The organism is Hyphobacterium sp. SN044 (assembly GCF_021864465.1).
GTDB lineage: Bacteria > Pseudomonadota > Alphaproteobacteria > Caulobacterales > Maricaulaceae > Hyphobacterium.
The window spans coordinates 14,061-36,785 of the sequence record NZ_JAKKUV010000008.1 but is presented as its reverse complement, the minus strand read 5'-3'; the positions used below and the strand labels follow the sequence as shown (position 1 = coordinate 36,785).

Genomic DNA, 22,725 nt, shown 5'->3' with positions numbered 1-22,725 from the left:
ATGATGACGCGCGAAGACTTCGCCGAGCGCACCGGTGTTTCACGTGAAACACTCGATCGCTACGAGACCTGGCGCCAGCTGCTGGTGGAGTGGAGCGCCCACACCAATCTCGTCGGCCGCGCGACGCTCGACGACTTCTGGCACCGGCATGCGCTGGATTCCTGGCAGGTGACGCAGGTCCTCCCCGCCGAGGGCCGCTGGGCCGATCTGGGATCCGGTGCCGGGTTTCCGGGGCTCGCCGTCGCCTTTGCCATGCAGGAGGCGGGAAGCGGCGAAGTGGTTCTGGTCGAATCGATCGGCAAGAAGGCCGCTTTCCTGAAACAGGTCGCCGAGGCCACCGGCGCTCCGGCGCGTGTCGCTCCGGTGCGGGCGGAGGCGCTGGACAAGGGGCCCGGTTTCGACGTCGTGACAGCCCGGGCGATGGCGGCGCTGCCGAAACTCCTGTCTTATGCGCATCCGCTGTTGAAAAACGGCGGAAAGGGACTGTTCCTCAAAGGGTCGAAGCATCAGGATGAGATCGCCGAGGCGCGCAAGGCGTGGCGGTTCCATACCCGGTTGCATGACAGTCTGACCGGGGGTGGCGGAACGATCATCGAGATCACGGAGCTGGCCCATGTCTGACACATCGCGGAAACCGTCTCCGAAAGTCATCGCCGTCGCCAACCAGAAAGGCGGCGTGGGCAAGACCACGACGGCCATCAATCTCGGAACCGCCCTCGCCGCGATCGGTCAGAAAGTCGTGCTGCTGGATCTCGATCCGCAGGGCAATGCCTCGACGGGCCTGGGCGTCCCGCCGGCGCAACGGGTCTCGACCACCTATGACGTGCTCGTCGGCGAGCGCCCGCTGATCGAGGCGCTGACCGGGACGACGATCCCGGGCCTGTCGCTGGCCCCGTCGGACCCTGACCTGTCGGGTGCGGAACTGGAACTCGCCAATGCCCCGCGCCGCTCCTACCGGCTGCGCCATGCGATCGAACGTTTCCGCGATCGCCTTGCCGACGAAGGCAAGCGGATCGACTATGTCCTGATCGATTGTCCGCCCTCGCTGAACCTGCTCACGGTCAACGCCCTGACAGCATCTGACTCCGTGCTGGTGCCCTTGCAGTGCGAGTTTTTCGCGCTCGAAGGCCTCAGCCAGCTGATGCGGACGATCGACCTGGTCCGGTCCAATCTGAACACCGCCCTGTCGCTGCAGGGCGTCGTGCTGACCATGTATGACCGGCGCAACAATCTGTCCGACCAGGTCGCCAGTGATGTGCGCGAGCATTTCGGCGACAAGGTCTATGAAACGCTGATCCCGCGAAACGTCCGCGTCAGTGAGGCCCCGTCCTTCGGCAAGCCCGTCCTGCTCTACGATCTCACTTGCGCCGGCAGCCAGGCCTATATCGCGCTCGCCAAGGAAATTCTGCGGCAAGAACGCCGCCAAGCCGCTGAAAGAAATAAGGAATTGGCATGAGCGCCGAACGCACGCGCGGCCTGGGCCGCGGCCTGTCTGCCCTGCTCAGCGAAACCGAGACGGCCGCCGGAACGACGAATGACGGACCGGGCGTCAAGACGGTCCCGATCGACCATATCCGCGCCAATCCGGACCAGCCGCGCCGCCGCTTCGAGGAAGCCGACCTCGCCTCGCTCGCCGAATCCATCGCCGAGAAGGGCGTTCTTCAGCCGCTACTCGTGCGTCCCGCTCCCGATGGCCAGGGCTATGAGATCGTCGCCGGCGAACGCCGCTGGCGCGCGGCGCAGCGGGCGCGCGTCCACGACATCCCGGTCATCATCCGCGATCTCTCCGACCGCGAGGCGATCGAGATTGCCATCGTCGAGAATGTCCAGCGCGCCGACCTCAACCCGGTGGAAGAGGCCCGCGCCTTCAAACAGCTGACCGAACGCTTCGGCCACACCCAGGAGGAGATTGCCCGCGCGGTCTCGAAAAGCCGCAGCCATGTCGCCAATGCGCTGCGCCTGCTGGCGCTGCCTGAAAGCGTGCTCGATCATCTCGAGACCGGGCGCCTGTCGTCGGGCCATGCCCGCGCCATTGCTTCCGCTCCCGATCCTGCCGGTTTGGCCGACCTGATCGTGGAAAAGGGCATGAGCGTGCGCGCCGCCGAACAACTCGCCCGCGATGCCGCCTCCGGCAAGGCACCGGAACGCAAGGGCCGCGCGACCTCGCCGGAGAAGGATATCGACACGCAGGCGCTTGAAGCCGACCTCGCCGGCCGGCTCGGCCTCGCCATCGACATCCGGCATGGCAAGGGGCCGAAAAAGGAAGCCGGGGAAATCCGGATCGCCTATTCCACGCTGGAACAGCTCGACGATCTCTGCCGCCGCCTGTCCTCGAAATAGCGGTTGGAAGCTGGCCTGGCGGTCGTGAATGACGACCAAGCCCAGAGCATTTTCAGCGGAAGCGGGAACCGGTTTCGCGGTTCGAAAATGCGGCCAGGAATCCGATTCTACCGGTCGTGAATGACGACCATGCCCAAGAGCACCCGTGCGCCTTCCTGGCCGAGCACCTCATCGGTGGCGCGCTGCAGCATCACGGAAATCCGCTCAGCATCCGGCATCTCGCCATAGCGATAATTCGCGCCGGCATAGATGGACAGTTGCGTGACATAGGCATTGCGCAGCCTTGGCATCATTTCTTCCGCCCGGGCGCGAAGACGGCTGTCGGGGATTTCGAGCCCCGCCTCGATCTGGAGAATGCCGCGCAGCCGGTAGTCTGCCTGAAGCGTGGCCGTTAGCGGCGCGAGCGGCACGAAATCCGGAGACGAGGTGATCGACCGTCCGCGCTGTGTCTGCTGCGGTGGAGCGCCATGGCCATCGCCCGAGGACGGCGGCGGCGAAGCATGGGCCGACGCTGTTCCGGCGAGCGCAAGAACAAGGGCGGCGAAGAGGGTCTGGCGTATCGTCATGGCAGAAATTCTGCCACACCGGGGTAAATTTCCGGTTTTCAAACTGCAGGATGGATCCGAAACCCGATTCAATACGTAAATCGGGTCATACCAGGCTTCCAAGAGGGTCTCATGATCAGAACCGCGCTCGCCGCATCCGCCGCCGCCATCGCCATCGCCGCTTCTGCGTCCGCCCAGGAGGGCGACGCCCCCAACTTCGTCGCGCTCGGCGTAGCCACCGCGCCCGATCACCCCGGCTCGGACGAATACCGCATCCTGCCCTTCGGTGCGGGCCGGGCCCGTCTGGGCGGGGTCGTGCTTCAGGTCGAAGGCCCCGGCCTTTCGGCGGCCTTCCTCGACACCGGCCGGGTGGAAGCCGGCGCCTATGCCCGTTGGTATGGCGGCCGCGACAATGACATCGACGATGCGGTCGTCCGCCTCCTCCCCGAGGCCGATGGCGGCGTGGTGGCGGGCGGATTTGTCCGCGTGCTCGCGGCACAAGGCCTGGCAAGCGAATTCGACCGCGTTTATTTCAGCGCCCGCGCGGGTGCCGACGTGACCGGCGAATATGACGGTCTGTTCTGGTCGGCCTCTGCGGCCTATGCGACGCCGTTGTCGCGCTCGACGCTTTTCATCGCCAATCTGTCAGTCAGTGGCACGCCGGATTCCTTTGCCGATCAGCTGTTCTCGGTCGATGCCGCCGGTTTTGCGGCGAGCGGCCTGCCGGTCTACGCGGCGGACGGCGGGGTCCAGGACATTGGTCTGACCCTCTTCCTCGACCACCAGGTCTCCGAGAACTGGTCGGTCACCGGCGTGCTCGGCGTCTCGCAATTGCAGGGCGATTATGCCGACAGCCCGATCGTGACGATTCGCGGCAGCGACACGCCGGTTTTTGCCGGAATCGGCATCGGCCGCCGCTTCTGATCCGAACGAAAACGCCGCCCAGGTCGAAACCGGGGCGGCGTTGGTCTGACAGGATCGGGAACGGCTAGTTGCCGGAATAGGACGCCGTCATCACGCCGTCCGGCTGCGCCGTGACCTCGGCGTGGATTGCGGTAAGTTCGACATCCTCGATCTCGGTAATCGCCAGTTCCACCATCTGCTCGGTGCAGTCGCCGCGGGCATCGCCGAATTGCGCGCAATAGGCGTCGGCCGTCGCGACGAGTTCCGCATAGATTTCCTGAGCGCTCCGTTCGCCGGAAATGTCAGACCGGTCGACCACGAAGTAGAATTCGGTGTCAGGGTCGTCCTGCGACAGGGCCGGCGCGGCGGCGCCGAGCGCCAGGGCGGCAGAGAGGGTGAGGGTCGAAAAAATCTTCATGGCGGCCTCCCGGGTCCGACAGCTTCGCCGCCCTTCCCCGGCGGCTTTTGTGACGGTTCAGAGATGTTTGTGACACCGAACCTTCACAAAACTGTATTCTATCCGGACCCGGATGAAAAGGGGGTGGGCGATTGGTCAACCTATATCTACATAAATACCTGATTTAATTCGGACTTCTAAGACCTTGGTCGTCGCATGCCGGGTACGGTAAACCCATGCCGACGGTCGATCGGTACATCGACTCGGACAAACGCGACGGATTCTTCGGGAAAAGCCATGGTGGAGCCGAGGGGAATCGAACCCCTGACCTCGTCATTGCGAACGACGCGCTCTCCCAACTGAGCTACGGCCCCGCACCAAGGGAGCGGACACATACGGTCCACGCCCGAAACCGTCAAGCAGGTCTGCAGGTCTCCGGGAATTTCGACCGGCGGGGCCGATTACTGTCTTGCGTTTCAACCGCAATATCTGCAACCTCCGGCAGGTTACGAGGCGAACCATCCGGCGCGGGGGCAGAATGCAGGACATGGTCATGGCGACGGGCTTCATGCCGCACGGCATGTGCTTCCTCTGGACGCCGTGGCTGTTGTCGCTCCACGCGGTATCGGACAGCCTGATCGCCCTGTCCTACTTCTCCATTCCGGTCGTTCTCGCCCTCTTCGCCTGGAAGCGGCCGGAAACCCGCTACAAGCCGGTCCTCTGGCTGTTCACCGCCTTCATCCTCCTGTGCGGCACCACCCATTTCTTCGCGATCTGGGTAATCTGGAACCCGGATTACATCGCAGAGGGCGTGGTCAAGGCGGCCACGGCGCTGGCGTCCGTCGCGACCGCCATCGTGCTCTGGCCGCTCCTGCCCAAGGCGCTGCGCATTCCATCGCTGGAGCAGCTGGAAGCGGCCAACCGGGATCTGACGGGTGAAATCGCACGCCGCACCGCGGCCGAAGCCGAGCTTGGCAGCCTGGCGCGCAATCTCGAGACACGGGTTGCGGCGCGCACCGCCGAATTGTCCCGCTCCAACGAGACGCTGCGCGAATACGCCGCCACCGTCGCGCACGACCTGCAGACGCCGCTGCGCCACATCGCGATGTTCTCCGAAATGCTGTCGCGCAAGTCTGCCGCCTCCCTCGACGAGGACGGACGGGAATTGCTCGATCAGATCAATGGCGCCACCGGCCGCATGCGCGGCATGGTGCTCAGCCTTCTGGAATACTCCCAGCTCGTCGACCAGGTCCCCGACCCGGAGGAACTCGATATCCGGCCGGTTCTTGAGGCCGCGCTCGCGGAGAACCGCGCCGAGCTCGAGGCCGTCTCCGCGAAAGTGACCGTGTCGGCCGAAGGCACGGTCTATGGCGACCGGGATCTTCTGGTCCGCCTGTTTTCCAACCTCGTCGACAATGCCGTCAAATACCGGTCCGACACACCCCTCGAACTCGCCATCGAGGCGTTTGGGGACGGTCGCGAAACCGTCATCACGGTCACGGATAACGGCATCGGCGTGCCGGCCGAATTCGCCGACCGCATATTCGAAATGCTCAAACGCCTGCATGGCGAGGAGCGGCCGGGCACGGGAATCGGCCTGTCCCTGTGCCGCCGGATCGCGGAAGGCCATGGTGGCTCGATCCGCCTCGATACCGGCCACGCACATGGCGCGCGCTTCGTGGTCAGACTGCCAAAGGACAAACCGGGAGAGACTTGATGGCGAAACGGATTGGACGGCGGACGGGGCCGCTGCGCGTGCTGGTCGTCGAGGATGACCGGCAGGATGCCTATTTCATCATGAACGCCCTCGAACAGGCCGGGGACACGCAAAGCGATCTCGTCACCAGCGGCGCCGCCGCGGTCGATGCGATCAGGCTGGAGGCGCACGACCTCGTCCTGCTCGACCTGAACATGCCCGGCGTGTCCGGCCGCGACGTGCTGCGCGCCGTGCGTGCCGAAAGCGAGATCAAGACACCGATCATCGTGTTGTCGACCTCCACCCAGCGGACCGATATCGACGACAGCTATGCGCTGCACGCCAATGCCTACATCGTCAAACCCTATGGTCTCGACGAGTACGACATGATCGCCGCCGGCCTGCACAATTTCTGGCATGTGCTTGCGCAGTTGCCGGGGGAGGCCCGCCCCGGCTAGACAGGCGGGAAGAAATCCCGGAGACCGCCTTTCATGCCCTATCCGATCTTCTGGCTGCTCACGACCCTCCTGCAGATCTACATCATCGTGATCCTGGTCTGGGTGGTGCTCAGCTGGCTCGTCGCCTTCAACGTGGTCAATCGCCACAATCCCTTCGTTCAGGCGGTTCAGCGCGGAACGGGCGTTCTGGTGGAGCCGGCCTTGAGACCGATCCAGCGCCTGCTGCCCTCGCTCGGCGGCATCGATTTCTCGCCCATCATCCTGATGCTGCTTGTGCAGTTCGCGATCATCACCCTTGGCTGGATCTACACCCGTATCGGCATCTGACGCCCTGCGCGAAACGGATGGCGTCCTTCTCCTGCGCGTCCGGCTCACGCCGAACGCCTCGGCCGACCGGATCGAGGGGGTCGAGACAGCCGCCGACGGCTCGGCGCACCTGAAATGCCGGGTTCGGGCCATCCCGGAAAAGGGTGCGGCCAATGCCGCGCTGGAGACGCTTCTCGCCAAGGCCCTGAAGGCTCCCAAATCCGCCGTCGCCGTGATAGGCGGAAGCACGGCGCGCGTGAAAACCGTCCGGATCGAACCGGGTCCGGACACACGGCGCGCCCTCGAGTCCTTGATCGGGAAGGGTGAGGCATGAGTGCCAGCATCATCGACGGAAAGGCCATCGCGGCCGATATCGACGCCCGCGCGAAACACACCGCCGAGGCGCTCGCCCGCATCGCCGGCCGCAAGCCGGGTCTCGCGGTGGTCCTGATCGGCGACGATCCCGCCAGCGACGTCTATGTCCGCAACAAGGGCCGCCGCGCCGAGGCTGCCTCGATGCGCTCGATCGAGATCCGCAAGCCCGCCTCGACCAGCCAGGCCGAGGTCATCGCCATCGTCGAGCGACTCAACACCGACCCGTCGGTGGACGGTATTCTCGTCCAGATGCCGCTGCCCGAACACATCGATTCCGGCAAGGTCATCGCGGCGATCGACCCCGACAAGGATGTCGACGGACTGACGCCAGTCAGCGCCGGCCGCCTCCTCCTCGGCCAGCCGGGCCTGCGCCCCTGCACGCCGGCGGGCTGCGTCATCCTCGCCGAACGCGCGATGGGCAAGCTCGACGGCAAGTCGGTCGTCGTGGTCGGGCGCTCGATCCTCGTCGGAAAACCCGCCGCCCTCCTCTTCCTCGAGAAGAATTGCACTGTCACCATCGCCCATTCCCGCACGCAGGACCTGCCGGCACTCTGCCGCGGCGCGGACATTCTCGTCGCCGCGGTCGGAAGGCCGGAGATGATCGAGGGCGGCTGGATCAAGCCGGGCGCGTGCGTGCTCGATGTCGGGATCAACCGCGTCCCCGCGCCGGAAAAGGGCGAAGGCGGCACCCGCCTCGTCGGTGACGTCGATTTCGAGACCGCAAAGGAGATTGCCGGATCGATCACGCCGGTCCCCGGCGGGGTCGGCCCGATGACCATTGCCCTCCTTTTGCGCAACACGGTCCAGGCCATGGCACGGCGCGAAGGTGTGGATATCTCCGGCGTACCCGCCCGGCCCGACCAGATGTAAACACCGCGTTAGGATTTCAGGCGCAAAACCGGCTCATCCGCTAGCGAATCGACGGAGGCCGGACATGACTCACGAAGCGATCAAAGTGCTCCACGTCGAGGACGATTTCGCCGATGCGCTTCTGGTTCAGAACGCCGTGTGCGAGGCGGGCGATCTCGATATCTCCTTCACCGTTGCCCGCACGCTGCGCGAAGCCAAGCGCAAGCTGGCCGCCGGCGGTTACGACCTGATCCTGCTCGACCTGCGCCTGCCCGACTCGGTCCGCCCGCGCGAGACCTACGAGACGGTCGCCGAACTGTGCGGCGACACGCCGATTCTGGTCCTGTCGGGATCGATGCGGGTCGATTCCGATGCGCTGCCGGACGACATCAACACGCTCGACAAGAACAAGCATCTCGCGGGCGCGGATGGCCAGGCACCGATCTATCTCGCCGGCATGATCCGCCAGTCGGCGATGTCGAACCAGATCGAGGCGATCTGACCCCCTCCCTCATGGCGTGAATCTTGCGGGTGACGTCGCCGGAATGGCGGGAGCCTGCATGTTGTACCGCATCGATGTCATGAATCCGGACAGGATCGACCCCGGCCTCAGGCAGGCCTGGATCGAACTGGCGCGCGATTGCGGACTGACCACTCCGCTCCTGCATCCCGATTTCGCCGTCCTGATGGGCCGGATCCGCAAGGATGTGCGGATCGTCTGCGCGTTCGAGGGCGGCCGGCTCACCGCCGTCCTGCCGCTGCATCACCGTCCGGGCGGCCTCGCCCGCCCGCTGGGCGCGCCCTTCGCCGATGTCCAGGGTTTGATCGCGGCGCCCGACTTCGCGATGCCGCTCGCGACCTTGTTCGACAAGGCCGGAATACGCGCCCTGCACTTCGATGCCGCCGCCGATCCGCAAGGCCGGCTGGGCGGGCTCGATCTGGCCGAGGACCTGCACATGATGCGGATGGAGGGTGATCTCGAAACCGTTCTGGAATCCCAGCGTTCGCTGCACGCCAAGCGCTACAAGAATCATCGCCGGCTCGCCCGCCAGCTCGAGCGGGAACGCGGCAGCGTCGAACTCGTCGCGCCGGACCGCGACGAAGCGGCGCTCGCCGCGCTGCTCGGCTGGAAACGCACGCAATACCAGCGCTCAGGTCGCCACGACGTTCTCGCGCCACGTTGGGCCTCCGACATGATGACCACCCTGTTCCGCGAGGGACACGGAGACGTGCAGGGCCTGATGGTCACTCTGCGGGTCGAGGGCAGGGTCGCCGCCGGCCTCTTCGGCATCCGTGCGGGGCGCGACTACAATCCCTGGATTGCCGCCTTCGATCCCGAATTCGCGCCCTGGTCGCCGGGCCAGCTCATCCTGCATGCGCTGATGGAAAAGATGCCGGATCTCGGTCTGGTCCGCGTCGACCTCGCCGGCGGGCACGATCACTACAAGAAATACTATGCCAATGCCCATGAGGCGATGCGCACCGGCCTCGTCACCGCCGGGGGCCTCGCCCGCGCGCGGACCGGCCTTGTCCGTCTGCCCTGGACACTCGGCGAAGCCATGCCGGGTGCGGTGTCGCGCCAGGTCGCCCGCCTGCATCGGCGTACCGAACTGATCGCCAGCTCGGAACTCGACTGGCGCGGCCGTCTGGGCGGTCTGTGGCGCGCCGTGTCGATGCGCAGCAGCACGGTCTGAAGAAGGGGAAGGGGGACTCGCATGACGGACATCTCGGTCATCATCCCGACATTCAAGCGGCCCGAAGGCCTCGACCGCGCCGCGCGCAGCATATTGCGGCAGGCCAATCCCTGCGGCCTCGGGCTCGAACTGATCATCGTCGACAACGATCCCGCCGCCTCCGCCTGCGACGCGGTTCGCGCGATGGCCGATGCGGCCGCCATTCCCGTCCGCTACATCCATGCCGCCGAGCCGGGCGTCGCCAATGCGCGCAATGCCGGTGTTTCCGCTGCGACGGGCGAGTTCATCGCCTTCCTTGACGATGACGAGGAAGCGCCTGCGGCCTGGCTGTGCGAACTGGTTGGCGAGCAGCGCTTTCACGAGGCTGATGTCGTCTTTGGCCCGGTCCGCGCCCGTCTGCCCGACGAGATCACCGACCACCGCGCCTATTACATCCAGTTCTTCTCGCGCGAAGGGCCGGAAGAATCCGGCGTGATCGACCACTATTACGGCTGCGGCAATTCGCTGATCCGTCGCGCCGCCTTGCCCCGGCGCGACGCCCCCTTCTCCGCCGAGCGTAATGACATCGGCGGCGAGGACGATCTCCTGTTCGCGGAGATGGAGCGCGCCGGCGCGCGTTTCGCCTGGTGCGCCGAAGCCTTCGTCTATGAAGACCCGATGCTCAGCCGCACGCGGCTCGGCTATACGTTGCGCCGCGCCTTCGCCTACGGGCAGGGGCCCAGCGCGGCCTGCGCCGCCGCCCGCCACCTGCCTGGCATCGCCTTCTGGATGGCGGTCGGGGCCGCCCAGTTCGCCGTTTACGGAACCGCCGCCGCCGCCCTGTGGCTGGTCCGCGCCCCGCGACGGGCGCGCATGCTCGACAAGGCCGTGCGTGGTCTCGGCAAGCTGTTCTGGGGCGGGCCGTTCAAGCTCAAATTCTACGGCAGCGCGGCATGACACCGGTGTTCGAGCCCGGGCAGTTCGACGCGCTGGCCCGCCGCGACTTCGGCCGCGCGCCGCAGGCCTTCCGCCACACGCTCCATCAGCGTTCGATGTTCGACGATGCCGCGCTCGCCGATGTGCTCGACCGCTATCCGCGCGACAAGCTGGGCGTCTTCACCATGGGCGATGACCCGGTTGACTGGCGGTCCTGGCGGCGCGGCCGGGCCGGTGATCTGCCCGGTGCCGAGCTTCTGAAATCCGTCGCCGAAGGCCGCATCTGGCTGAATCTGCGTGCGGCGAACGCCGCGCTCGAAGACTATGACGCGCTCGCCGGCGAAATGTTCGGCGCGCTTCAGGCCGAAATCCCGGGACTGAAGACCTTCCGGCGCGATGTCGGCCTGCTGATCTCCTCGCCCGGGGCGCAGGTCTTCTACCATCTCGACGTGCCGCGCGTGACGCTCTGGCATATCCGCGGGCAGAAGCGCGTCTGGCTCTATCCGGCCCGTGCGCCCTACGTCACGGACGCGGCGCTCGAGCGCATCGTGCTGAAGGAAACCGCCGAACAATTCGACTACATGCCGGACTTCGACGCGGGCGCAGCGGTGTTCGATCTCGAACCCGGCGACCTGTTGCACTGGCCGCAATATGCGCCGCACCGCATCGTCAACGGCGACAGCGTCAACGTCTCGCTGTCCTGCGAATTTCTCAGCCCGGCGGCGCTGGTCAGCGCCAACGCGGTCTATGCCGACGCGCTGGCACGCCGCCGCTGGGGGCTGACGCCGAAACGGCGCGGCGACTGGCACCCTGCGAGCCTCGCGAAATTCGCTCTGGCGCGGACCGCCAAGATGATGGGGCTGGAGCCGAGTCCGCCCGAGCCCCTGCCGCCGAGTTTCGTCGTCGATCCGCGCGCACCGGGCGCGGTCGGGCCGCTCGCGGGCTGACTATTCGAACAGCGACGAGCCGCAGATTTCGCGCACTGTCGGTTCGGCGTCGACCATTTTCTGGGTCATCGCGGCGAGCGATTCCACCGTCATGCCGGTCTCGCTGGCGATGCTCATCATCGTCTGCTGGTCGCGGGTCTCGGCTTGGGCGATGCGCAGCATGAACTGCATTTCCTGCTCGGTCAGATGTGCGTCCATCTGATCGGCGACACAGCGGCAATCCTCGGCATTCTCGCCCTCGGAGATGCATTCCGCCGCGATATCGTCGGCGATATCGGCGCCGGCAGCGCCAGCCAGCAGGAACGCGGCGGCGGCGGCGGTCAGAAATCGGGTCATGAAAAGCCTCGTCGATTGGATCTTCTGCCATCCTAACATCGTTTGCCTCACATGAACCCCGCCTGAGTGTGATTCGCTTAATGCGCGAAGAACGCGCATATTCCCTTTTCCGGGGATTGCGGGGACCCGCCACTGAAGGAGCTGACATGATGCTTCGCACGACGTTCGCAACGATCGCAGGCGCCGCCGCCCTACTGACGGCGTGCGCAACACCGACCCCCTATCAGGCCGCCGACCGGCCGGGCGGGTATGGCTATGAACAGGTTTCGCTGGAATCCGACCGCTACCGGATTTCCTTCTCCGGCAACTCGCTGACCGATCGCGAGACGGTCGAGACCTATCTGCTCTACCGCGCGGCCGAGCTGGCGCTGGAACGCGGGTATGAGCGCTTCACCGTCGTCACGCGCGCCACCGACGAGGACTCGCGCACCTGGGGTCCGTCACGTGATCCGTGGCGCTATTCCGGCTTCCTCGTGGACTACCGCTATTATCACCCGGCCTATGGCTGGTATCCGTGGCACGACCCCTTCTGGGATCGCCACCACTACCGCGAGACCACGCGCTACGAGGCCTCCGCGGAAATCGTTCTGGGCCGGGGTCATCCGAATGACCCGAACACATTCGATGCCCGCGAGGTGATGGCCAATCTCGGCAACAATATTGCCCGCCCGCAGATGTAGGGAGGCGATCCGGCCGTCGATCGGGACACCGGCCGGGACACCGGCCTTGCTCGCACACGGGGCACAGGCCGAAGCCGAATACCAAAAGGCCGGGCGTTTGCCCGGCCTTTTCACGATCAGAAGCTGGCGGCCAGCGTCAGCCGCACCGCCGCTGGCGATCCGGGGCTGATATTGTTGTCGTTGTGGGCGCTGTACCAGTAGGTCGTGTCGGTCAGATTCTCGACATTGAGCTGCAGGTCGATCCGGTCATTGAGGGCGTAGAACACGCCCGCATCGACCCTTGTATAGGACGGCAGAACCACCGCGTTCGAGATCGAGGCGAACTGCTCGCCCTGGTGGATCACGCCGAACGCGATATCGAGCCGGTCGGTGATCGCCACCCGGTTCCACACCGAGGCGGAGAAATCGGGGACCAGCGGCGCCTCGCGCCCGGCTGGTGCCGCGCTTGTGGTCGAGGTGATCTCGGCATTCTGGAAGGCCATGGCGCCGATAATGTTCCAGCCCTCGCGGACCTCGCCCTGCACCGACAGCTCCAGCCCTTCGGAACGCTGCGACCCGGTCAGCACCGTCGTACCCGGCGTTGCGCCGGGCGCGGTCGTGTTGATCCGGTCGAGCCGGTAGAGCGCGGCGGAGAAGAGAAGCTGGTCATTGGGCTGCCAGCGCAGGCCGACTTCCGTGCTCTCGAACTCCTCCGGCTCGAGCGACGCGCGCATCGCATTGAGCGAGCTGAACTGCTCGCCCGACTGCGGCAGGCGGGCGAGGCTCCAGCCGCCATAGAGCGACAGGCCCGCCATCGGCTCGTAGACGATGCCGAGGCGCGGCGAGATGAAATCGTCGCTGCGCGAGAAGTCCGGCTGGCCGGGGCGGCGGTCGGTGAAATCGAGATCGAAACGGTCGTAGCGCAGTCCCGCGACGAGGGTCAGCGCCTCGCTGACATGGATCTGGTCCTGCACCAGAACCGCGAACAGGTCGAGCGCATTGGTGTTGTCCTGCGCCGGGGCCAGGGTGAAGTCGGGCGTGTAGTTGCGGCCGCGGTCGGCGAGGCTGAACACCGCCGAGGTCGAATTGACGCGGACATTTTCACTGTCCTGCCGCCCCGCCTCGACGCCGATCAGCAGCGTGTGCTCCATGCCCGCGAAGAGGCCTTCCCAGACGAGATCGGCCTGGGCGAGCAGATTCTCGCGCAGCGTCTCGGACGTGTAGGAGGAAATCCTCACTGTATTGGCGACCGGGTCTACCGGCCCGCCCGGATAGACGTTCTCGTAATACTTGTCGTAATCACCCCAGGACAGCGCGCCGCGGAAGCTGAAGCCCTGCCCGAGATCGCGCGACACCACGCTGCGCAGCGTCGAGACGCGGATCTCGCTGTTCGACAGGTCGGGATTGCCGAAGAAGGTGTCGACCGGTCCGTCCCAGGGGCGCGCGCCCTGCGACGGCACGCCGCGATCGACCGTGCGGTCGTCGGCAAAATGCTCCGCGAAGATGTCGATCCGCGTATCGCCAAGCTGGAAGCGGGCGGCCGGCGCGATGCCCCGGCGCTCGATCTCGACCTCGTCGCGGAAGCTCTCGCTGTCTTCCAGCACGCCATTGAGGCGGAAACCGAAATCGGGGGAGGCTGCGGTACCGAAATCACCCGCAATGCGGCGCTGGCCCTCGCTGCCCAGCGTCAGCGACAGGCCGCGGACCTCTTCGCCGTCGGCCGGCTTGGAGATGCGGTTGATCGCGCCCCCGCCCGTGCCACGGCCGAACACCAGCGCCGACGGGCCCTTGATCACGTCAACGCGTTCGACATTGTAGAGATCACGCAGGTATTGCAGGTCATCGCGTAACCCGTCGACGAAGAAGTCCGCCGTCGAGAGATTGCCGCGCAGCACCGGCGCGTCGCGGTGACCCTCGCCCTGGCCCATCGTCACGCCCGGCACATAGCGGACAAGCTCGCCCATTCCCGTCATCGCCTGGTCGTCGATCACGTCGCGGGTGATGATCGTCACTGCCTGGGGAATTTCCTCGATCGGCGTCTCGGTGCGGGTGACCGAGCTGGTCTCGTCCTCGCGGTAGGAATTGCGCGTGCCATAGACATAGAACACGTCGTCGGCCGCGCTCGCCGCGGCAGCGGCGGCCAGCAGCGGGCCGGACTCGGGCTGGTCGTCGGATTGGGCCAGGGCGGCGGCAGGCACCAGCGCGGTCAGCGCCGCGCTGGCGAGAAACAGGTTACGCATATCGGTCTCGACCCCCGTCGAACTTGAGAATGACCCGCATTTAACGTGGGGAAGAGTGGTGCGTCCAGAGTAATTGAGAATGAAAGTCAGAAGATTTTGCAGTTCGGTGCGGGGTCAGGGTGTTTCGCCGATCGCGCGCAGGCGGGCATCAATCCGTGTCTGGATCGCATCGAGATCGGACGTCAGCGACGCGATCTGCCCACTCAGTGCACCGACAAAGGCGGCGCGATAGAGAAGGACATTTCCGAACGCGCGATCCGACATCCAGTCGTTTGAAGCGGGCGGTGCAGGAGGAATGTCAGACGACCACGGCACCTGGGTGGTATATCGCTCATTCGCTCCGAAGACGGCGGCCATGTCCGCCGATTGCAGCAGGAGGGGATCGGAGAACCGGTAGGTGGTCTGAAACTCATTGTCGATCGTGGACCGCGCATCGTCATAGCTGGCGCTCAATGTCTGGAGCAGACCCACCAGGACCGGGTCATCGATCAGACTCAGGCGCCCGGAGCCGACCAGCGTGTCGAATGTCGACTCGTTCACATCGAGCCAGGACAGATAGAACAGGCCGTTGGCGAGATCGGCAGAGATGGTTTCGTCGCTGGCATCGGCCTCACCGCGATGAACCCGGTGGAGACGTTCAAGCGCCGCCTGCTGAACCTCGAGCCTTGCGGCGGTCTGTTCCAGCCGGTCGCGCGAATACCGTGTATCGGCGGCAAGCGCGTGAAGAAAGCCGGCCTCCTCCCTGCGGTCCGCCCTCGCCTCGTTCCAGGCAGAAATCTGAAAGGCCAGCATGACACCGGCCACGACGATGACGAACTCGATCGCCACGGCGACCCAGTTCTGTTCGCGGACCGCGCGGGTTATGCGGGCGAGGATCATTCGGCCTCGCCCGTCATCACCCGCAAACGCGCCCGCGCCGCGTCGAACCGTCCATTCATGCGGCTCATGTCGCGCTCGCCATAGGCGGCACGCGCCCGGGCTTCCGACGCATCGATGGCGGTGATCAGATCCGCGGCCGCCGCGGCGCGCGCGCCCGGCTCGGTCGACCCGACCGCGCCGATCCAGATCGGCGAGGCGTGCGCAAAGGGGCGGGCATGCATGCTCGGCCAGCTGTCGTCCCGGCGCTCGCTGGCATAGGCCCGGGCGGCGACCCAGCCGCCCTGCGGCAGCTCGACCGTTCCGGTCAGCGTCCGGCTTTCCCCGGCTGCGACACCGTCCAGCGTTTCGACCACCTGGCCATTGACCACGATCTCGACGACATCGACCCCGACCGTGCTGGTCAGATCGATGCGCCATTCGGCAGGTCCGGCTTCGGTGACATCGCCGGGCCGTGACCCGTCGCCGAGCGTGAAGACCAGAGCCGGGCCGGTGGTCACGAAACCCCGGCCCGCCTCGGCGGCGGCGAGGATCGCATCCGCCGTGACCGGCTCGCCCTCATGGACGCGGAGATAATTGCGGCCCGTCCCCATTGCCGGGGTGCGGTGGAAGTCGACCCAGGTATCCGTGCCCGACATTGCCGCGACCGGGCGGCCGATATTGAGAAGCCGGTACCACAGTTGCGAATTGCCGAGCGGACTCGTCCAGGCGCAGACCAGTTCCAGCCCCATGCGGTCATTGAGAACCGCGTCCGCGGCCAGTTCCAGCGGGATCGAGGCGGGGTTCTCGAACGGGTCGCCGTCGCCGCTGATCGGGTGGACATAGGTCGCGAAAGCCCCCGTCTGATCGGCATGGACGAAGACATCGCCATTGGTCAGGTCCGGATCGCCGAGCACCGGATTGGTGGGCCCCCAGAACCACGGGGCATAGGGCGTCGTGACGCCGACGAGGCCGACATGCCCGTGGAAATGCGAGCGGATTTCCTGGCCCTGATCGATGATCGTACCGTCCGGCCCGGTCGTGATCTCGCCGACCAGCGCGGCGTCGATCCGCCGCTCCCAGCGATTCCACGACATCGGCGCCAGCAGGTCCAGGTCCTCGCCGGCCGTGACGACCAGCGCATCCCCATGGGTCGCCCGGTGATGCCCGTCGCCATTGAGGTGAACATGGTGATCGGCCGAGACATAGCCCTGTTCGCCTGCATCCCAGATCGGTGCCAGGGAAAACGCGGCGTCTGCCGTTTGCCCGCCGCGCACCCGGATCTCGGTCCGCACGACAGGCGCCATCGGGCCGTGCGCGGCCAGCACCGTGTAGCGTCCGGCCGGCAGGGTCAGTTCGGCCCCGCCTTCAACGTAGAAATAATGCCGCCCGGTCTGGCCGTCGAAATAGGTGGCCCCGCCGGGATTGGCGACGGGATGGCCGTCTTCACGGGCGATCGCGACCCGGGCCGTGAGGGGGGACCCGTCCGCCCCCGCCACCTGCAGTGACAGCGTTCCGGTGGCCTCGCCATAGTCGCGCGAGGTGATCTCGATCGTTTCCGGCGCGCCGCCATGCGTCGCAATCCGCCTGAGCTGAAACACCCGGTTCGCATCCGCCTCGGTGTAGAAGATCGTGTTGCCATCGGCGCTGAAGGCCGGGGTCAGGGCGTAAGGGTGTCCCTCGGTCAGCCGGTGATGCACGTCCGGCTGGTCCAGATCGCTGACCCAGAGGTGATAGTCATTGTCGATCGGCGCGCTGTAGACGATCACCCGCTCTTCGGGATGCACGTCGGCGGTCAGGTGATAGGTCAGCGTCTCGGTGTGGACGACACTATCCCCGCCATTCAGGAAGTCGCGGACCCGCAACACGCGCGACGCGCCATTCCCGGCGAGATACATCAGCCCGGTTCCGCCGGGCAGGCGGCGGGCATTGCGTTCCACCTGGTTGAGATCGGTCAGACGCTCGTCGGCGCCCGACGCCAGATGCCGGCGCATCACGCTGAGACTGCCGCTCTCGCCGGACGTGTAGAAGAGATACGCCCCGTCAGCGCTGAACTCAGGATCGAGCTCGATCGCCGGCGTGTTGATCACCGTTTCCGCGCCGCTCGAAAGAGTCCGCACGATCACCGCCGTATCCGATCCGGTGTCGCGCACGAAGGCGATCCGCGTCCCGTCGGCCGACCAGCGCGGCCGGGAATCGACGCCCGCGCCTCGCGTTATCCGTTCGGCCGCCCCGGTTTCGAGATCGAGGATCCAGATCCAGCCTTCCTGGGCGAAGGCCAGGCGCCGCCCGTCCGGGGCCGGAGCAGGGTCGGTCACCCCGCCCGCAAGGATCGGCAATTCGTGCTGTTCCAGATAGATCTGGTGCCCGAAATCATCGACCTGGCCATAGCGGTGCGTCCATTGCGCAGCCGCCGGCGCGGCGAGTGCGATGACCAGCGCCAGCGCCGTGGCGCCCCTGCGGATCGTCAGTGTCATAAATCCCCCCGGCTCATTGCAGTCCGCCCACCTTGGCGCACGGGGATCAGAGGACGCAAACAAAAAGCCCCGGAGCGAAGGGCTCCGGGGCTCCAATTCAACGAAAAGGCGCGATTATTTTGGGCCCATCCGCGCGCCGGCATCGAGGCGGACGCATTCGGCATTGATGTAGACATTCTCGACCATGAAGGCGACGAGATCGGCATACTCTTCCGGCGTGCCGAAACGCTGCGGGAATTGCAAATGCGCCATGAGGTTGGTTTTCACCTCAGGCGGCATCTGCTTGTAGATCGGCGTCTCGAAGAAGCCCGGCAGGATCGTGTTCACCCGCACGCCTTCGCGGGCGAGGTCGCGCGCCATCGGCAGCGTCATGCCGTAGATGCCGCCCTTCGAGGCGGAATAGGCGACCTGGCCGATCTGGCCGTCCTGCGCCGCGACCGAAGCGGTGTTGATGATCACGCCGCGCTCGCCGTCTTGCATCGGATCGGCGCCCAGCATGCCCTCGGCGGCCTTCGCCGCGCACATGAAGCTGCCGATCAGATTGATCGCGATGACTTTGGAAAAGCCCTCGATCTTGTGGCTCATGATTTCGCCGGAGGAGGACCGGCGCGCCGTCTTTTCGGCCCAGCCGATACCGGCGCAATTGACGAGGATGCGTTCCTGGCCGTGCGCGGCGCGGGCCTTCTCGAACCCGGCAGTGACGCTCGCCTCGTCGGCGACATTCACCTTGCAGAACACGCCGCCCAACTCCTTCGCCAGCGCTTCACCGCGCTCCTCATTGAGGTCGAAAAGGGCGACCTTCGCGCCGCCGGCCGCGAGGCGGCGGGCGGTGCCTTCACCGAGGCCCGAAGCCCCGCCGGTGACGATAGCGGCGATATCCCTGGACAGTTTCATCGTGTGCGTTTCCCCGTTTCGAAAGGTGGACTCTTCTCTGGCAGGCAGATAACCCGCCCCCGCCCCGCGCGCCAAGCCCTCCTGTCGGGACTTCTTGCCGCGCGCGACCGGTGATAGAGCTTTCAGTCCGCCGCGTAGGCGCGGCAAAACCGAGGAAACACACATGGCCTCCTCCCCTGTGGCCCTGGTTATTCATGGTGGCGCGGGCGTTCTCGCCAAGCGCAGCTATGACCGCGAGGTCGAACACCTGCATTCCCTGGCCGAGCGTGGCCGCACGCTGCTGCAGGACGGGACGAACGCGCTGGACGTGGTCGCCGACCTGACCCGCGCGATGGAAGTCTCCGGCCTCTATGTCGCGGGCAAGGGCTCGGCCCCGAATGTCGAGGGCCGGTATGAGCTCGACGCGGCCATCATGGATGGGCCATGCCGCATGGCCGGCGCAGTTGCTGCGCTCGAAGGCTTCGTCTCGCCGATCGATGCCGCCCGCATGGTCATGGAGAAGACCCCGCACGTCATGCTCGCCGGCGACGGTGCGGCGCGTCTCGCGCGCAAGAATGGCCTCGAAGAGGTCGAGGACCCGGACCTCTATTACAAACCCGCCGCCGTGCCCGACAATCGCGCCATCGCCACCGGCACGGTCGGCTGCGTCGCGCTCGATCTCGAAGGCCGTCTTGCCGCCGCGACCTCGACCGGCGGCACGCTGAAGAAGACGCCGGGCCGCGTCGGCGATTGCCCGCTGATCGGCTCGGGCACCTGGGCCGATACCGAAGTGGCCGTCTCCTGCACCGGTCAGGGTGAGTATTTCATCCGCTCGCTCGCCGCCGGCACGGTCGCCGCGCGCATCCGCTATCTCCAGGAAAGCCCGGACGAGGCTTGCCGCTGGGCGCTGAAGGATGTGAAGCGTCTGGGCGGCGATGGCGGCATCATCGCGGTCGGCAAGGATGGCCGCGTCGCCTTCCCGTGGAATTCCGAGGGCATGAAGCACGCCGTCCTGCATCCCGACGGCCGCATCACCGCGGGCGTGAAAGCCGGATGACGGGCGCCACGGGCGTTCGCCCGGTCCGCCCGCTGAAAGGCTATTTCGGCGTCGGCGTCGAAGGCATTTCAAAGGCGATGAATCTGGGTGCGATCCTCAGGACCGCTCACGCCTTCGGGGCCAGCTTCGCCTTCACCGTCGACGCCCACCACAAGGCGCTCGACATATTCCAGTCAGACACCGCCCGCAGCCTGAAGAATGTCCCCTATTTCGGCTGGGACGGGATCAGCGACATGGCGCTGCCGGAAGGCTGCAGCCTCGTCGGCATCGAACTGACCGAGGACGCGGTCGACCTGCCCAGCTTCCGCCACCCGCGCGCCTGCGCCTATGTGCTCGGCCGCGAGCGCGGATCGCTGACGCCGGAAATGCAGGCGCGCTGCGAGCACATCGTGCGCATCCCGACGAAATTCTGCGTCAATGTCTCGGTGGCGGCGGCAATCACGCTCTACGATCGCACCCTGGCCATGGGCGGCTATCCCGACCGACCGCTCATGCCCGGCGGTCCGGAACTCGGCTCTCCCGGCAGCTGGGATGCACCAAGGGTCCGGCGCTGATCTTCCCCTCGCCCCCTCTAGGGTGAGGGGGACAGCCACTCACCGCAATTTCGGAGCAGAACCCCTCATCCGCCCTGGCGGGCACCTTCTCCCCTTAAGGAAGGGGAGAAGGGAGAGCACACACACCACCTAACCGAAACCGTTAAATCTACCCCAGCCACTTCTGGACGGTGCCGATGAGGCCCTTGAACTCCAGTGCCCCGTCGGTGACGGCGAGCGCGTAGCAGATCTCGCCGGCCTCCGCGATCGGGCGGTGGGTGGTCTCGCTGTCGGCGGCGGCCAGATCGCCGGCCCCGTAGCGCTGGATGCCGTCATGGAAGGCCCCGGTCAGAACCAGGGTGAATTCCCGTCCCGCATGACTGTGGCGCGGCGCGCCATGGCCCGGCTCGATGCGCAGGAGCTCGGCTTCCGCGCCCGCGTCCTTCATCAGCGCAATCCGCCGCACGCCCGGCGCGGCAAACCGCCAGTCGAGCCCGGATTCCAGCACGCGCTCGCGCAGCGGATCGGGCAGGGCAAGGATTTCGTCGAGCCATTTCGATCCGCTCGCCGCGGCCCGCACCGGATCGACCGCGGCACTGCCCAGCCCGGCGGCTTCGCCGGCCCCGCTTTCCAGCGCCTCGATCGCGGCCAGCGCGATGGCTTCGGCATTGCCGGCCATGGCGGCGGGCGCGGCGCTTTCCAGTAGCGCCCCGCCGAGCACTTCGCCCTCGGCGATCGCCGCGGCGACATCGCCGCGCATCGATGCCTGGGTCTCGACCAGCAGGCGCAGCGGCGCGGACAGGCGTCCGGCCGCGTATTCGGTTGCCAGCGATGTTGCGGTGATCTGGGTCATGGTTGTCGTGCCGTATACGCGAAGCCGCCGGATATGGATCGGTTCGCGCGCGGGTCAAGACGTCTAGAGATCGTCACGGCCGAGCACCCCCCTCAGCTTGTCGAAGGCCAGCCGCAGGCGCGACTTCACCGTTCCCAGCGGCAGATCCTGCCGCTCGGCGATTTCCGAATGACTAAGCCCCTCGAAAAAGGCGAGACGCAGAAGCTCGACCTGTTCGGCGGGCAGGGTTTTCAGCGCCTCGCGCACCTTCGCTTCGCGGTCGCGGGCAAAGACCGCATCGTCCGGCGCCTCCACCCCGCCGGGCTGCAAGAGCGGCTCGTCGGCGTCGAGCGCCGGCTTGCCGTCCTTGCGGGCAAGGTCGATGCGGCGGTTCCGCGCGATGCGATAGATCCAGGTCGAGGCCGAAGCCTGTTTCGGGTCGAACAGGCCGGCCTTGCGCCAGACCGTCAGCATGACCTCCTGGGTCAGCTCCTCGGCCGTGGCGTCATCGCTGGCAAGGCGTTTCAGATAGGCCTTGATGCGCGGCGCGAAGAAGCCGAACAGCTCCGCGAACGCGGCGCGGTCCTTGCGCGCGCACGCCTCCACCAGCCCGTCGAGCCGGGCCCGGCGGGAGGCATCATCATCCTGTGCGGCAGTGTCATTCACGCGGGGCAGCCCCTTCGCCTTGCCTCCTGCTTGTGAGCGAGGCGGGCGGCGCGATCAAGCCCGTTCACACTCCGTGAATCAATCTAGGCTGAAATCCGCAGCGCCTTGAAACTGCCGCGAAACCCTGCTGGACAAGGCGCGTTCCGCGAATCCGGCCGCTCTGGAGAAAGACGTGATGTTCCGCCGACTTGCCTGCCTTGCCGCCGCCCTCGTCCTGGTCAGCGCGCCTGCCGCGGCCCAGACTTCGCGCGGCAATTACTCCGACTGGCACGTCTTCACCGTCGACACCGCCGACGGCCTCGTCTGCTACGCGCTGACCCAGCCGACCGACATGGCGCCGCAGAATGTCGATCACGGCCAGGTCTTCTTCATGGTGTCGAGCTGGGCCAATGGTCAGGCCAGCGAACAACCCCGCTTCATTGCCGGCTATCCGCTGCGTCCGGACAATCCCCCGCTGGCGCGGGTGGGGTCGGACCGGTTCGAGATGTTCGCCGCCGACCGCGACGGCTTCGTCGAGGAGACCGAGGACGAGCGCCGCCTCGTCCGGGCGATGAAGGCCGGCGCGCTGATGCGGGTCGAGGCGACCTCTACCCGCGGCACGGCCACGGCCTATGAATTCTCGTTGTCGGGCATCACCGCCGCGCTGAACCGGGTCGGGGAATTGTGCTGACCTTCTGATCAGTTTTCTCCCCCCGCCTGCGGGGGGAGTGCCCCGGATCAAGTCCGGGGCGAGGGGGGACGGGGGGGGGGGGGGGGGGGGGGGGGGGGGGGG

The 22,725-nt window shown here is 66.4% G+C and carries 26 protein-coding genes and 1 tRNA gene; 17 read left to right on the top strand and 10 right to left on the bottom strand.

The genetic code is table 11. From position 1 onward, the window contains the following. The 3 genes from rsmG to L5876_RS11485 are packed head-to-tail and all read left to right on the top strand — an operon-like array spanning position 1 to position 2,340. Positions 1-621, top strand: a complete 621-nt coding sequence (gene rsmG / locus L5876_RS11495; protein WP_236956500.1) for a 16S rRNA (guanine(527)-N(7))-methyltransferase RsmG — start codon at positions 1-3, stop codon at positions 619-621. Continuing rightward, a complete protein-coding gene (locus L5876_RS11490; protein WP_236956499.1) occupies positions 614-1,456 on the top strand; it encodes a ParA family protein in 843 nt (280 codons plus the stop codon). The genes rsmG and L5876_RS11490 overlap by 8 nt, the downstream gene beginning before the upstream one ends. Next, positions 1,453-2,340, top strand: a complete 888-nt coding sequence (locus L5876_RS11485) for a ParB/RepB/Spo0J family partition protein (RefSeq protein ID WP_236956498.1) — start codon at positions 1,453-1,455, stop codon at positions 2,338-2,340. The genes L5876_RS11490 and L5876_RS11485 overlap by 4 nt, the downstream gene beginning before the upstream one ends. A 107-nt stretch (positions 2,341-2,447) precedes the next feature. Here the strand turns inward: L5876_RS11485 and L5876_RS11480 are convergent, their stop codons facing one another. After that, positions 2,448-2,906 carry a hypothetical protein gene (locus tag L5876_RS11480; protein ID WP_236956497.1) on the bottom strand — a complete coding sequence of 153 codons (459 nt, stop codon included), beginning with the start codon at positions 2,904-2,906 and terminating at the stop codon, positions 2,448-2,450. Between the two features lie 111 nt (positions 2,907-3,017). On the opposite strand from L5876_RS11480, the gene L5876_RS11475 reads away from it, so the two are divergent. Next, entirely contained in the window at positions 3,018-3,809 is a 792-nt protein-coding gene (locus tag L5876_RS11475) for a MipA/OmpV family protein (RefSeq protein WP_236956496.1), read from the top strand. A gap of 64 nt (positions 3,810-3,873) precedes the next feature. Here L5876_RS11475 and L5876_RS11470 read toward each other — a convergent pair whose 3' ends face one another. Then, positions 3,874-4,206 carry a hypothetical protein gene (locus L5876_RS11470; protein WP_236956495.1) on the bottom strand — a complete coding sequence of 111 codons (333 nt, stop codon included), beginning with the start codon at positions 4,204-4,206 and terminating at the stop codon, positions 3,874-3,876. Positions 4,207-4,483: 277 nt separating this feature from the next. Beyond that, positions 4,484-4,559 (bottom strand) — tRNA-Ala (locus tag L5876_RS11465). Positions 4,560-4,723: 164 nt separating this feature from the next. On the opposite strand from L5876_RS11465, the gene L5876_RS11460 reads away from it, so the two are divergent. The 9 genes from L5876_RS11460 to L5876_RS11420 all read left to right on the top strand — a co-directional run bounded on the left by L5876_RS11460 (position 4,724) and on the right by L5876_RS11420 (position 11,425). Next, positions 4,724-5,902, top strand: coding sequence for an ATP-binding protein (locus L5876_RS11460; protein ID WP_236956494.1), 1,179 nt, complete (start codon positions 4,724-4,726; stop codon positions 5,900-5,902). Then, positions 5,902-6,339, top strand: a complete 438-nt coding sequence (locus tag L5876_RS11455; protein ID WP_236956493.1) for a response regulator — start codon at positions 5,902-5,904, stop codon at positions 6,337-6,339. The genes L5876_RS11460 and L5876_RS11455 overlap by 1 nt, the downstream gene beginning before the upstream one ends. 33 nt (positions 6,340-6,372) lie before the next feature. Further along, entirely contained in the window at positions 6,373-6,666 is a 294-nt protein-coding gene (locus L5876_RS11450) for a YggT family protein (protein WP_236956492.1), read from the top strand. Further along, complete coding sequence (locus L5876_RS11445) at positions 6,635-6,979, top strand: DUF167 family protein (protein ID WP_236956491.1); 345 nt, start codon at positions 6,635-6,637, stop codon at positions 6,977-6,979. Before L5876_RS11450 ends, L5876_RS11445 begins: the two co-directional genes overlap by 32 nt. Beyond that, the gene (gene folD / locus L5876_RS11440; protein ID WP_236956490.1) at positions 6,976-7,890 is read left to right on the top strand and encodes a bifunctional methylenetetrahydrofolate dehydrogenase/methenyltetrahydrofolate cyclohydrolase FolD; all 915 of its coding nucleotides are present in this window, start codon (positions 6,976-6,978) and stop codon (positions 7,888-7,890) included. Before L5876_RS11445 ends, folD begins: the two co-directional genes overlap by 4 nt. A 64-nt stretch (positions 7,891-7,954) precedes the next feature. After that, the gene (locus tag L5876_RS11435; protein ID WP_236956489.1) at positions 7,955-8,371 is read left to right on the top strand and encodes a response regulator; all 417 of its coding nucleotides are present in this window, start codon (positions 7,955-7,957) and stop codon (positions 8,369-8,371) included. A 58-nt stretch (positions 8,372-8,429) separates the two neighbouring features. Continuing rightward, complete coding sequence (locus L5876_RS11430; protein WP_236956488.1) at positions 8,430-9,563, top strand: GNAT family N-acetyltransferase; 1,134 nt, start codon at positions 8,430-8,432, stop codon at positions 9,561-9,563. Positions 9,564-9,584: 21 nt separating this feature from the next. Continuing rightward, complete coding sequence (locus L5876_RS11425; protein WP_236956487.1) at positions 9,585-10,499, top strand: glycosyltransferase family 2 protein; 915 nt, start codon at positions 9,585-9,587, stop codon at positions 10,497-10,499. After that, positions 10,496-11,425: a cupin-like domain-containing protein gene (locus L5876_RS11420; RefSeq protein ID WP_236956486.1), complete on the top strand. Its 930-nt coding sequence runs from the start codon at positions 10,496-10,498 to the stop codon at positions 11,423-11,425. Before L5876_RS11425 ends, L5876_RS11420 begins: the two co-directional genes overlap by 4 nt. Here L5876_RS11420 and L5876_RS11415 read toward each other — a convergent pair whose 3' ends face one another. Next, on the bottom strand, positions 11,426-11,761 hold the full coding sequence (locus L5876_RS11415; RefSeq protein WP_236956485.1) for a hypothetical protein: 336 nt from the start codon (positions 11,759-11,761) through the stop codon (positions 11,426-11,428). A 146-nt stretch (positions 11,762-11,907) separates the two neighbouring features. On the opposite strand from L5876_RS11415, the gene L5876_RS11410 reads away from it, so the two are divergent. Beyond that, positions 11,908-12,441 carry a hypothetical protein gene (locus tag L5876_RS11410; RefSeq protein ID WP_236956484.1) on the top strand — a complete coding sequence of 178 codons (534 nt, stop codon included), beginning with the start codon at positions 11,908-11,910 and terminating at the stop codon, positions 12,439-12,441. A gap of 116 nt (positions 12,442-12,557) precedes the next feature. Here L5876_RS11410 and L5876_RS11405 read toward each other — a convergent pair whose 3' ends face one another. The 4 genes from L5876_RS11405 to L5876_RS11390 form a co-directional block, all read right to left on the bottom strand. Continuing rightward, positions 12,558-14,660, bottom strand: a complete 2,103-nt coding sequence (locus L5876_RS11405; RefSeq protein ID WP_236956483.1) for a TonB-dependent siderophore receptor — start codon at positions 14,658-14,660, stop codon at positions 12,558-12,560. Between the two features lie 114 nt (positions 14,661-14,774). After that, positions 14,775-15,539 (bottom strand): hypothetical protein, encoded by a 765-nt coding sequence (locus tag L5876_RS11400; RefSeq protein ID WP_236956482.1) that lies wholly within the window; start codon positions 15,537-15,539, stop codon positions 14,775-14,777. Beyond that, positions 15,536-17,992: a CehA/McbA family metallohydrolase gene (locus L5876_RS11395; protein ID WP_236956481.1), complete on the bottom strand. Its 2,457-nt coding sequence runs from the start codon at positions 17,990-17,992 to the stop codon at positions 15,536-15,538. The genes L5876_RS11400 and L5876_RS11395 overlap by 4 nt, the downstream gene beginning before the upstream one ends. 114 nt (positions 17,993-18,106) lie before the next feature. After that, positions 18,107-18,886, bottom strand: coding sequence for an SDR family NAD(P)-dependent oxidoreductase (locus tag L5876_RS11390; protein ID WP_236956480.1), 780 nt, complete (start codon positions 18,884-18,886; stop codon positions 18,107-18,109). A 163-nt stretch (positions 18,887-19,049) separates the two neighbouring features. On the opposite strand from L5876_RS11390, the gene L5876_RS11385 reads away from it, so the two are divergent. Further along, positions 19,050-19,922 (top strand): isoaspartyl peptidase/L-asparaginase family protein, encoded by an 873-nt coding sequence (locus L5876_RS11385; protein WP_236956479.1) that lies wholly within the window; start codon positions 19,050-19,052, stop codon positions 19,920-19,922. A gap of 32 nt (positions 19,923-19,954) precedes the next feature. Continuing rightward, the gene (locus tag L5876_RS11380) at positions 19,955-20,476 is read left to right on the top strand and encodes an RNA methyltransferase (protein ID WP_369281038.1); all 522 of its coding nucleotides are present in this window, start codon (positions 19,955-19,957) and stop codon (positions 20,474-20,476) included. 148 nt (positions 20,477-20,624) lie between these two features. Here the strand turns inward: L5876_RS11380 and L5876_RS11375 are convergent, their stop codons facing one another. Together L5876_RS11375 and L5876_RS11370 are read right to left on the bottom strand one after the other, a co-directional pair. Continuing rightward, positions 20,625-21,308: a cupin domain-containing protein gene (locus L5876_RS11375; RefSeq protein ID WP_236956477.1), complete on the bottom strand. Its 684-nt coding sequence runs from the start codon at positions 21,306-21,308 to the stop codon at positions 20,625-20,627. A gap of 63 nt (positions 21,309-21,371) precedes the next feature. Then, positions 21,372-21,953: a sigma-70 family RNA polymerase sigma factor gene (locus L5876_RS11370; RefSeq protein WP_236956476.1), complete on the bottom strand. Its 582-nt coding sequence runs from the start codon at positions 21,951-21,953 to the stop codon at positions 21,372-21,374. A gap of 175 nt (positions 21,954-22,128) precedes the next feature. Between L5876_RS11370 and L5876_RS11365 the strand changes: the two genes are divergently transcribed. Continuing rightward, a complete protein-coding gene (locus tag L5876_RS11365; protein WP_236956475.1) occupies positions 22,129-22,623 on the top strand; it encodes an invasion associated locus B family protein in 495 nt (164 codons plus the stop codon). Positions 22,624-22,725: the final 102 nt, after the last annotated feature.

Excerpts from the sequence above, each read along its gene's own strand:
- rsmG (WP_236956500.1), top strand. The coding sequence starts at position 1 with ATGATGACGCGCGAAGACTTCGCCGAGCGCACCGGTGTTTCACGTGAA.
- L5876_RS11490 (WP_236956499.1), top strand. The coding sequence starts at position 614 with ATGTCTGACACATCGCGGAAACCGTCTCCGAAAGTCATCGCCGTCGCC.
- L5876_RS11485 (WP_236956498.1), top strand. The coding sequence starts at position 1,453 with ATGAGCGCCGAACGCACGCGCGGCCTGGGCCGCGGCCTGTCTGCCCTG.
- L5876_RS11480 (WP_236956497.1), bottom strand. The coding sequence starts at position 2,906 with ATGACGATACGCCAGACCCTCTTCGCCGCCCTTGTTCTTGCGCTCGCC.
- L5876_RS11475 (WP_236956496.1), top strand. The coding sequence starts at position 3,018 with ATGATCAGAACCGCGCTCGCCGCATCCGCCGCCGCCATCGCCATCGCC.
- L5876_RS11470 (WP_236956495.1), bottom strand. The coding sequence starts at position 4,206 with ATGAAGATTTTTTCGACCCTCACCCTCTCTGCCGCCCTGGCGCTCGGC.
- L5876_RS11460 (WP_236956494.1), top strand. The coding sequence starts at position 4,724 with ATGCAGGACATGGTCATGGCGACGGGCTTCATGCCGCACGGCATGTGC.
- L5876_RS11455 (WP_236956493.1), top strand. The coding sequence starts at position 5,902 with ATGGCGAAACGGATTGGACGGCGGACGGGGCCGCTGCGCGTGCTGGTC.
- L5876_RS11450 (WP_236956492.1), top strand. The coding sequence starts at position 6,373 with ATGCCCTATCCGATCTTCTGGCTGCTCACGACCCTCCTGCAGATCTAC.
- folD (WP_236956490.1), top strand. The coding sequence starts at position 6,976 with ATGAGTGCCAGCATCATCGACGGAAAGGCCATCGCGGCCGATATCGAC.
- L5876_RS11435 (WP_236956489.1), top strand. The coding sequence starts at position 7,955 with ATGACTCACGAAGCGATCAAAGTGCTCCACGTCGAGGACGATTTCGCC.
- L5876_RS11430 (WP_236956488.1), top strand. The coding sequence starts at position 8,430 with ATGTTGTACCGCATCGATGTCATGAATCCGGACAGGATCGACCCCGGC.
- L5876_RS11425 (WP_236956487.1), top strand. The coding sequence starts at position 9,585 with ATGACGGACATCTCGGTCATCATCCCGACATTCAAGCGGCCCGAAGGC.
- L5876_RS11420 (WP_236956486.1), top strand. The coding sequence starts at position 10,496 with ATGACACCGGTGTTCGAGCCCGGGCAGTTCGACGCGCTGGCCCGCCGC.
- L5876_RS11415 (WP_236956485.1), bottom strand. The coding sequence starts at position 11,761 with ATGACCCGATTTCTGACCGCCGCCGCCGCCGCGTTCCTGCTGGCTGGC.
- L5876_RS11410 (WP_236956484.1), top strand. The coding sequence starts at position 11,908 with ATGATGCTTCGCACGACGTTCGCAACGATCGCAGGCGCCGCCGCCCTA.
- L5876_RS11405 (WP_236956483.1), bottom strand. The coding sequence starts at position 14,660 with ATGCGTAACCTGTTTCTCGCCAGCGCGGCGCTGACCGCGCTGGTGCCT.
- L5876_RS11400 (WP_236956482.1), bottom strand. The coding sequence starts at position 15,539 with ATGATCCTCGCCCGCATAACCCGCGCGGTCCGCGAACAGAACTGGGTC.
- L5876_RS11395 (WP_236956481.1), bottom strand. The coding sequence starts at position 17,992 with ATGACACTGACGATCCGCAGGGGCGCCACGGCGCTGGCGCTGGTCATC.
- L5876_RS11390 (WP_236956480.1), bottom strand. The coding sequence starts at position 18,886 with ATGAAACTGTCCAGGGATATCGCCGCTATCGTCACCGGCGGGGCTTCG.
- L5876_RS11385 (WP_236956479.1), top strand. The coding sequence starts at position 19,050 with ATGGCCTCCTCCCCTGTGGCCCTGGTTATTCATGGTGGCGCGGGCGTT.
- L5876_RS11375 (WP_236956477.1), bottom strand. The coding sequence starts at position 21,308 with ATGACCCAGATCACCGCAACATCGCTGGCAACCGAATACGCGGCCGGA.
- L5876_RS11365 (WP_236956475.1), top strand. The coding sequence starts at position 22,129 with ATGTTCCGCCGACTTGCCTGCCTTGCCGCCGCCCTCGTCCTGGTCAGC.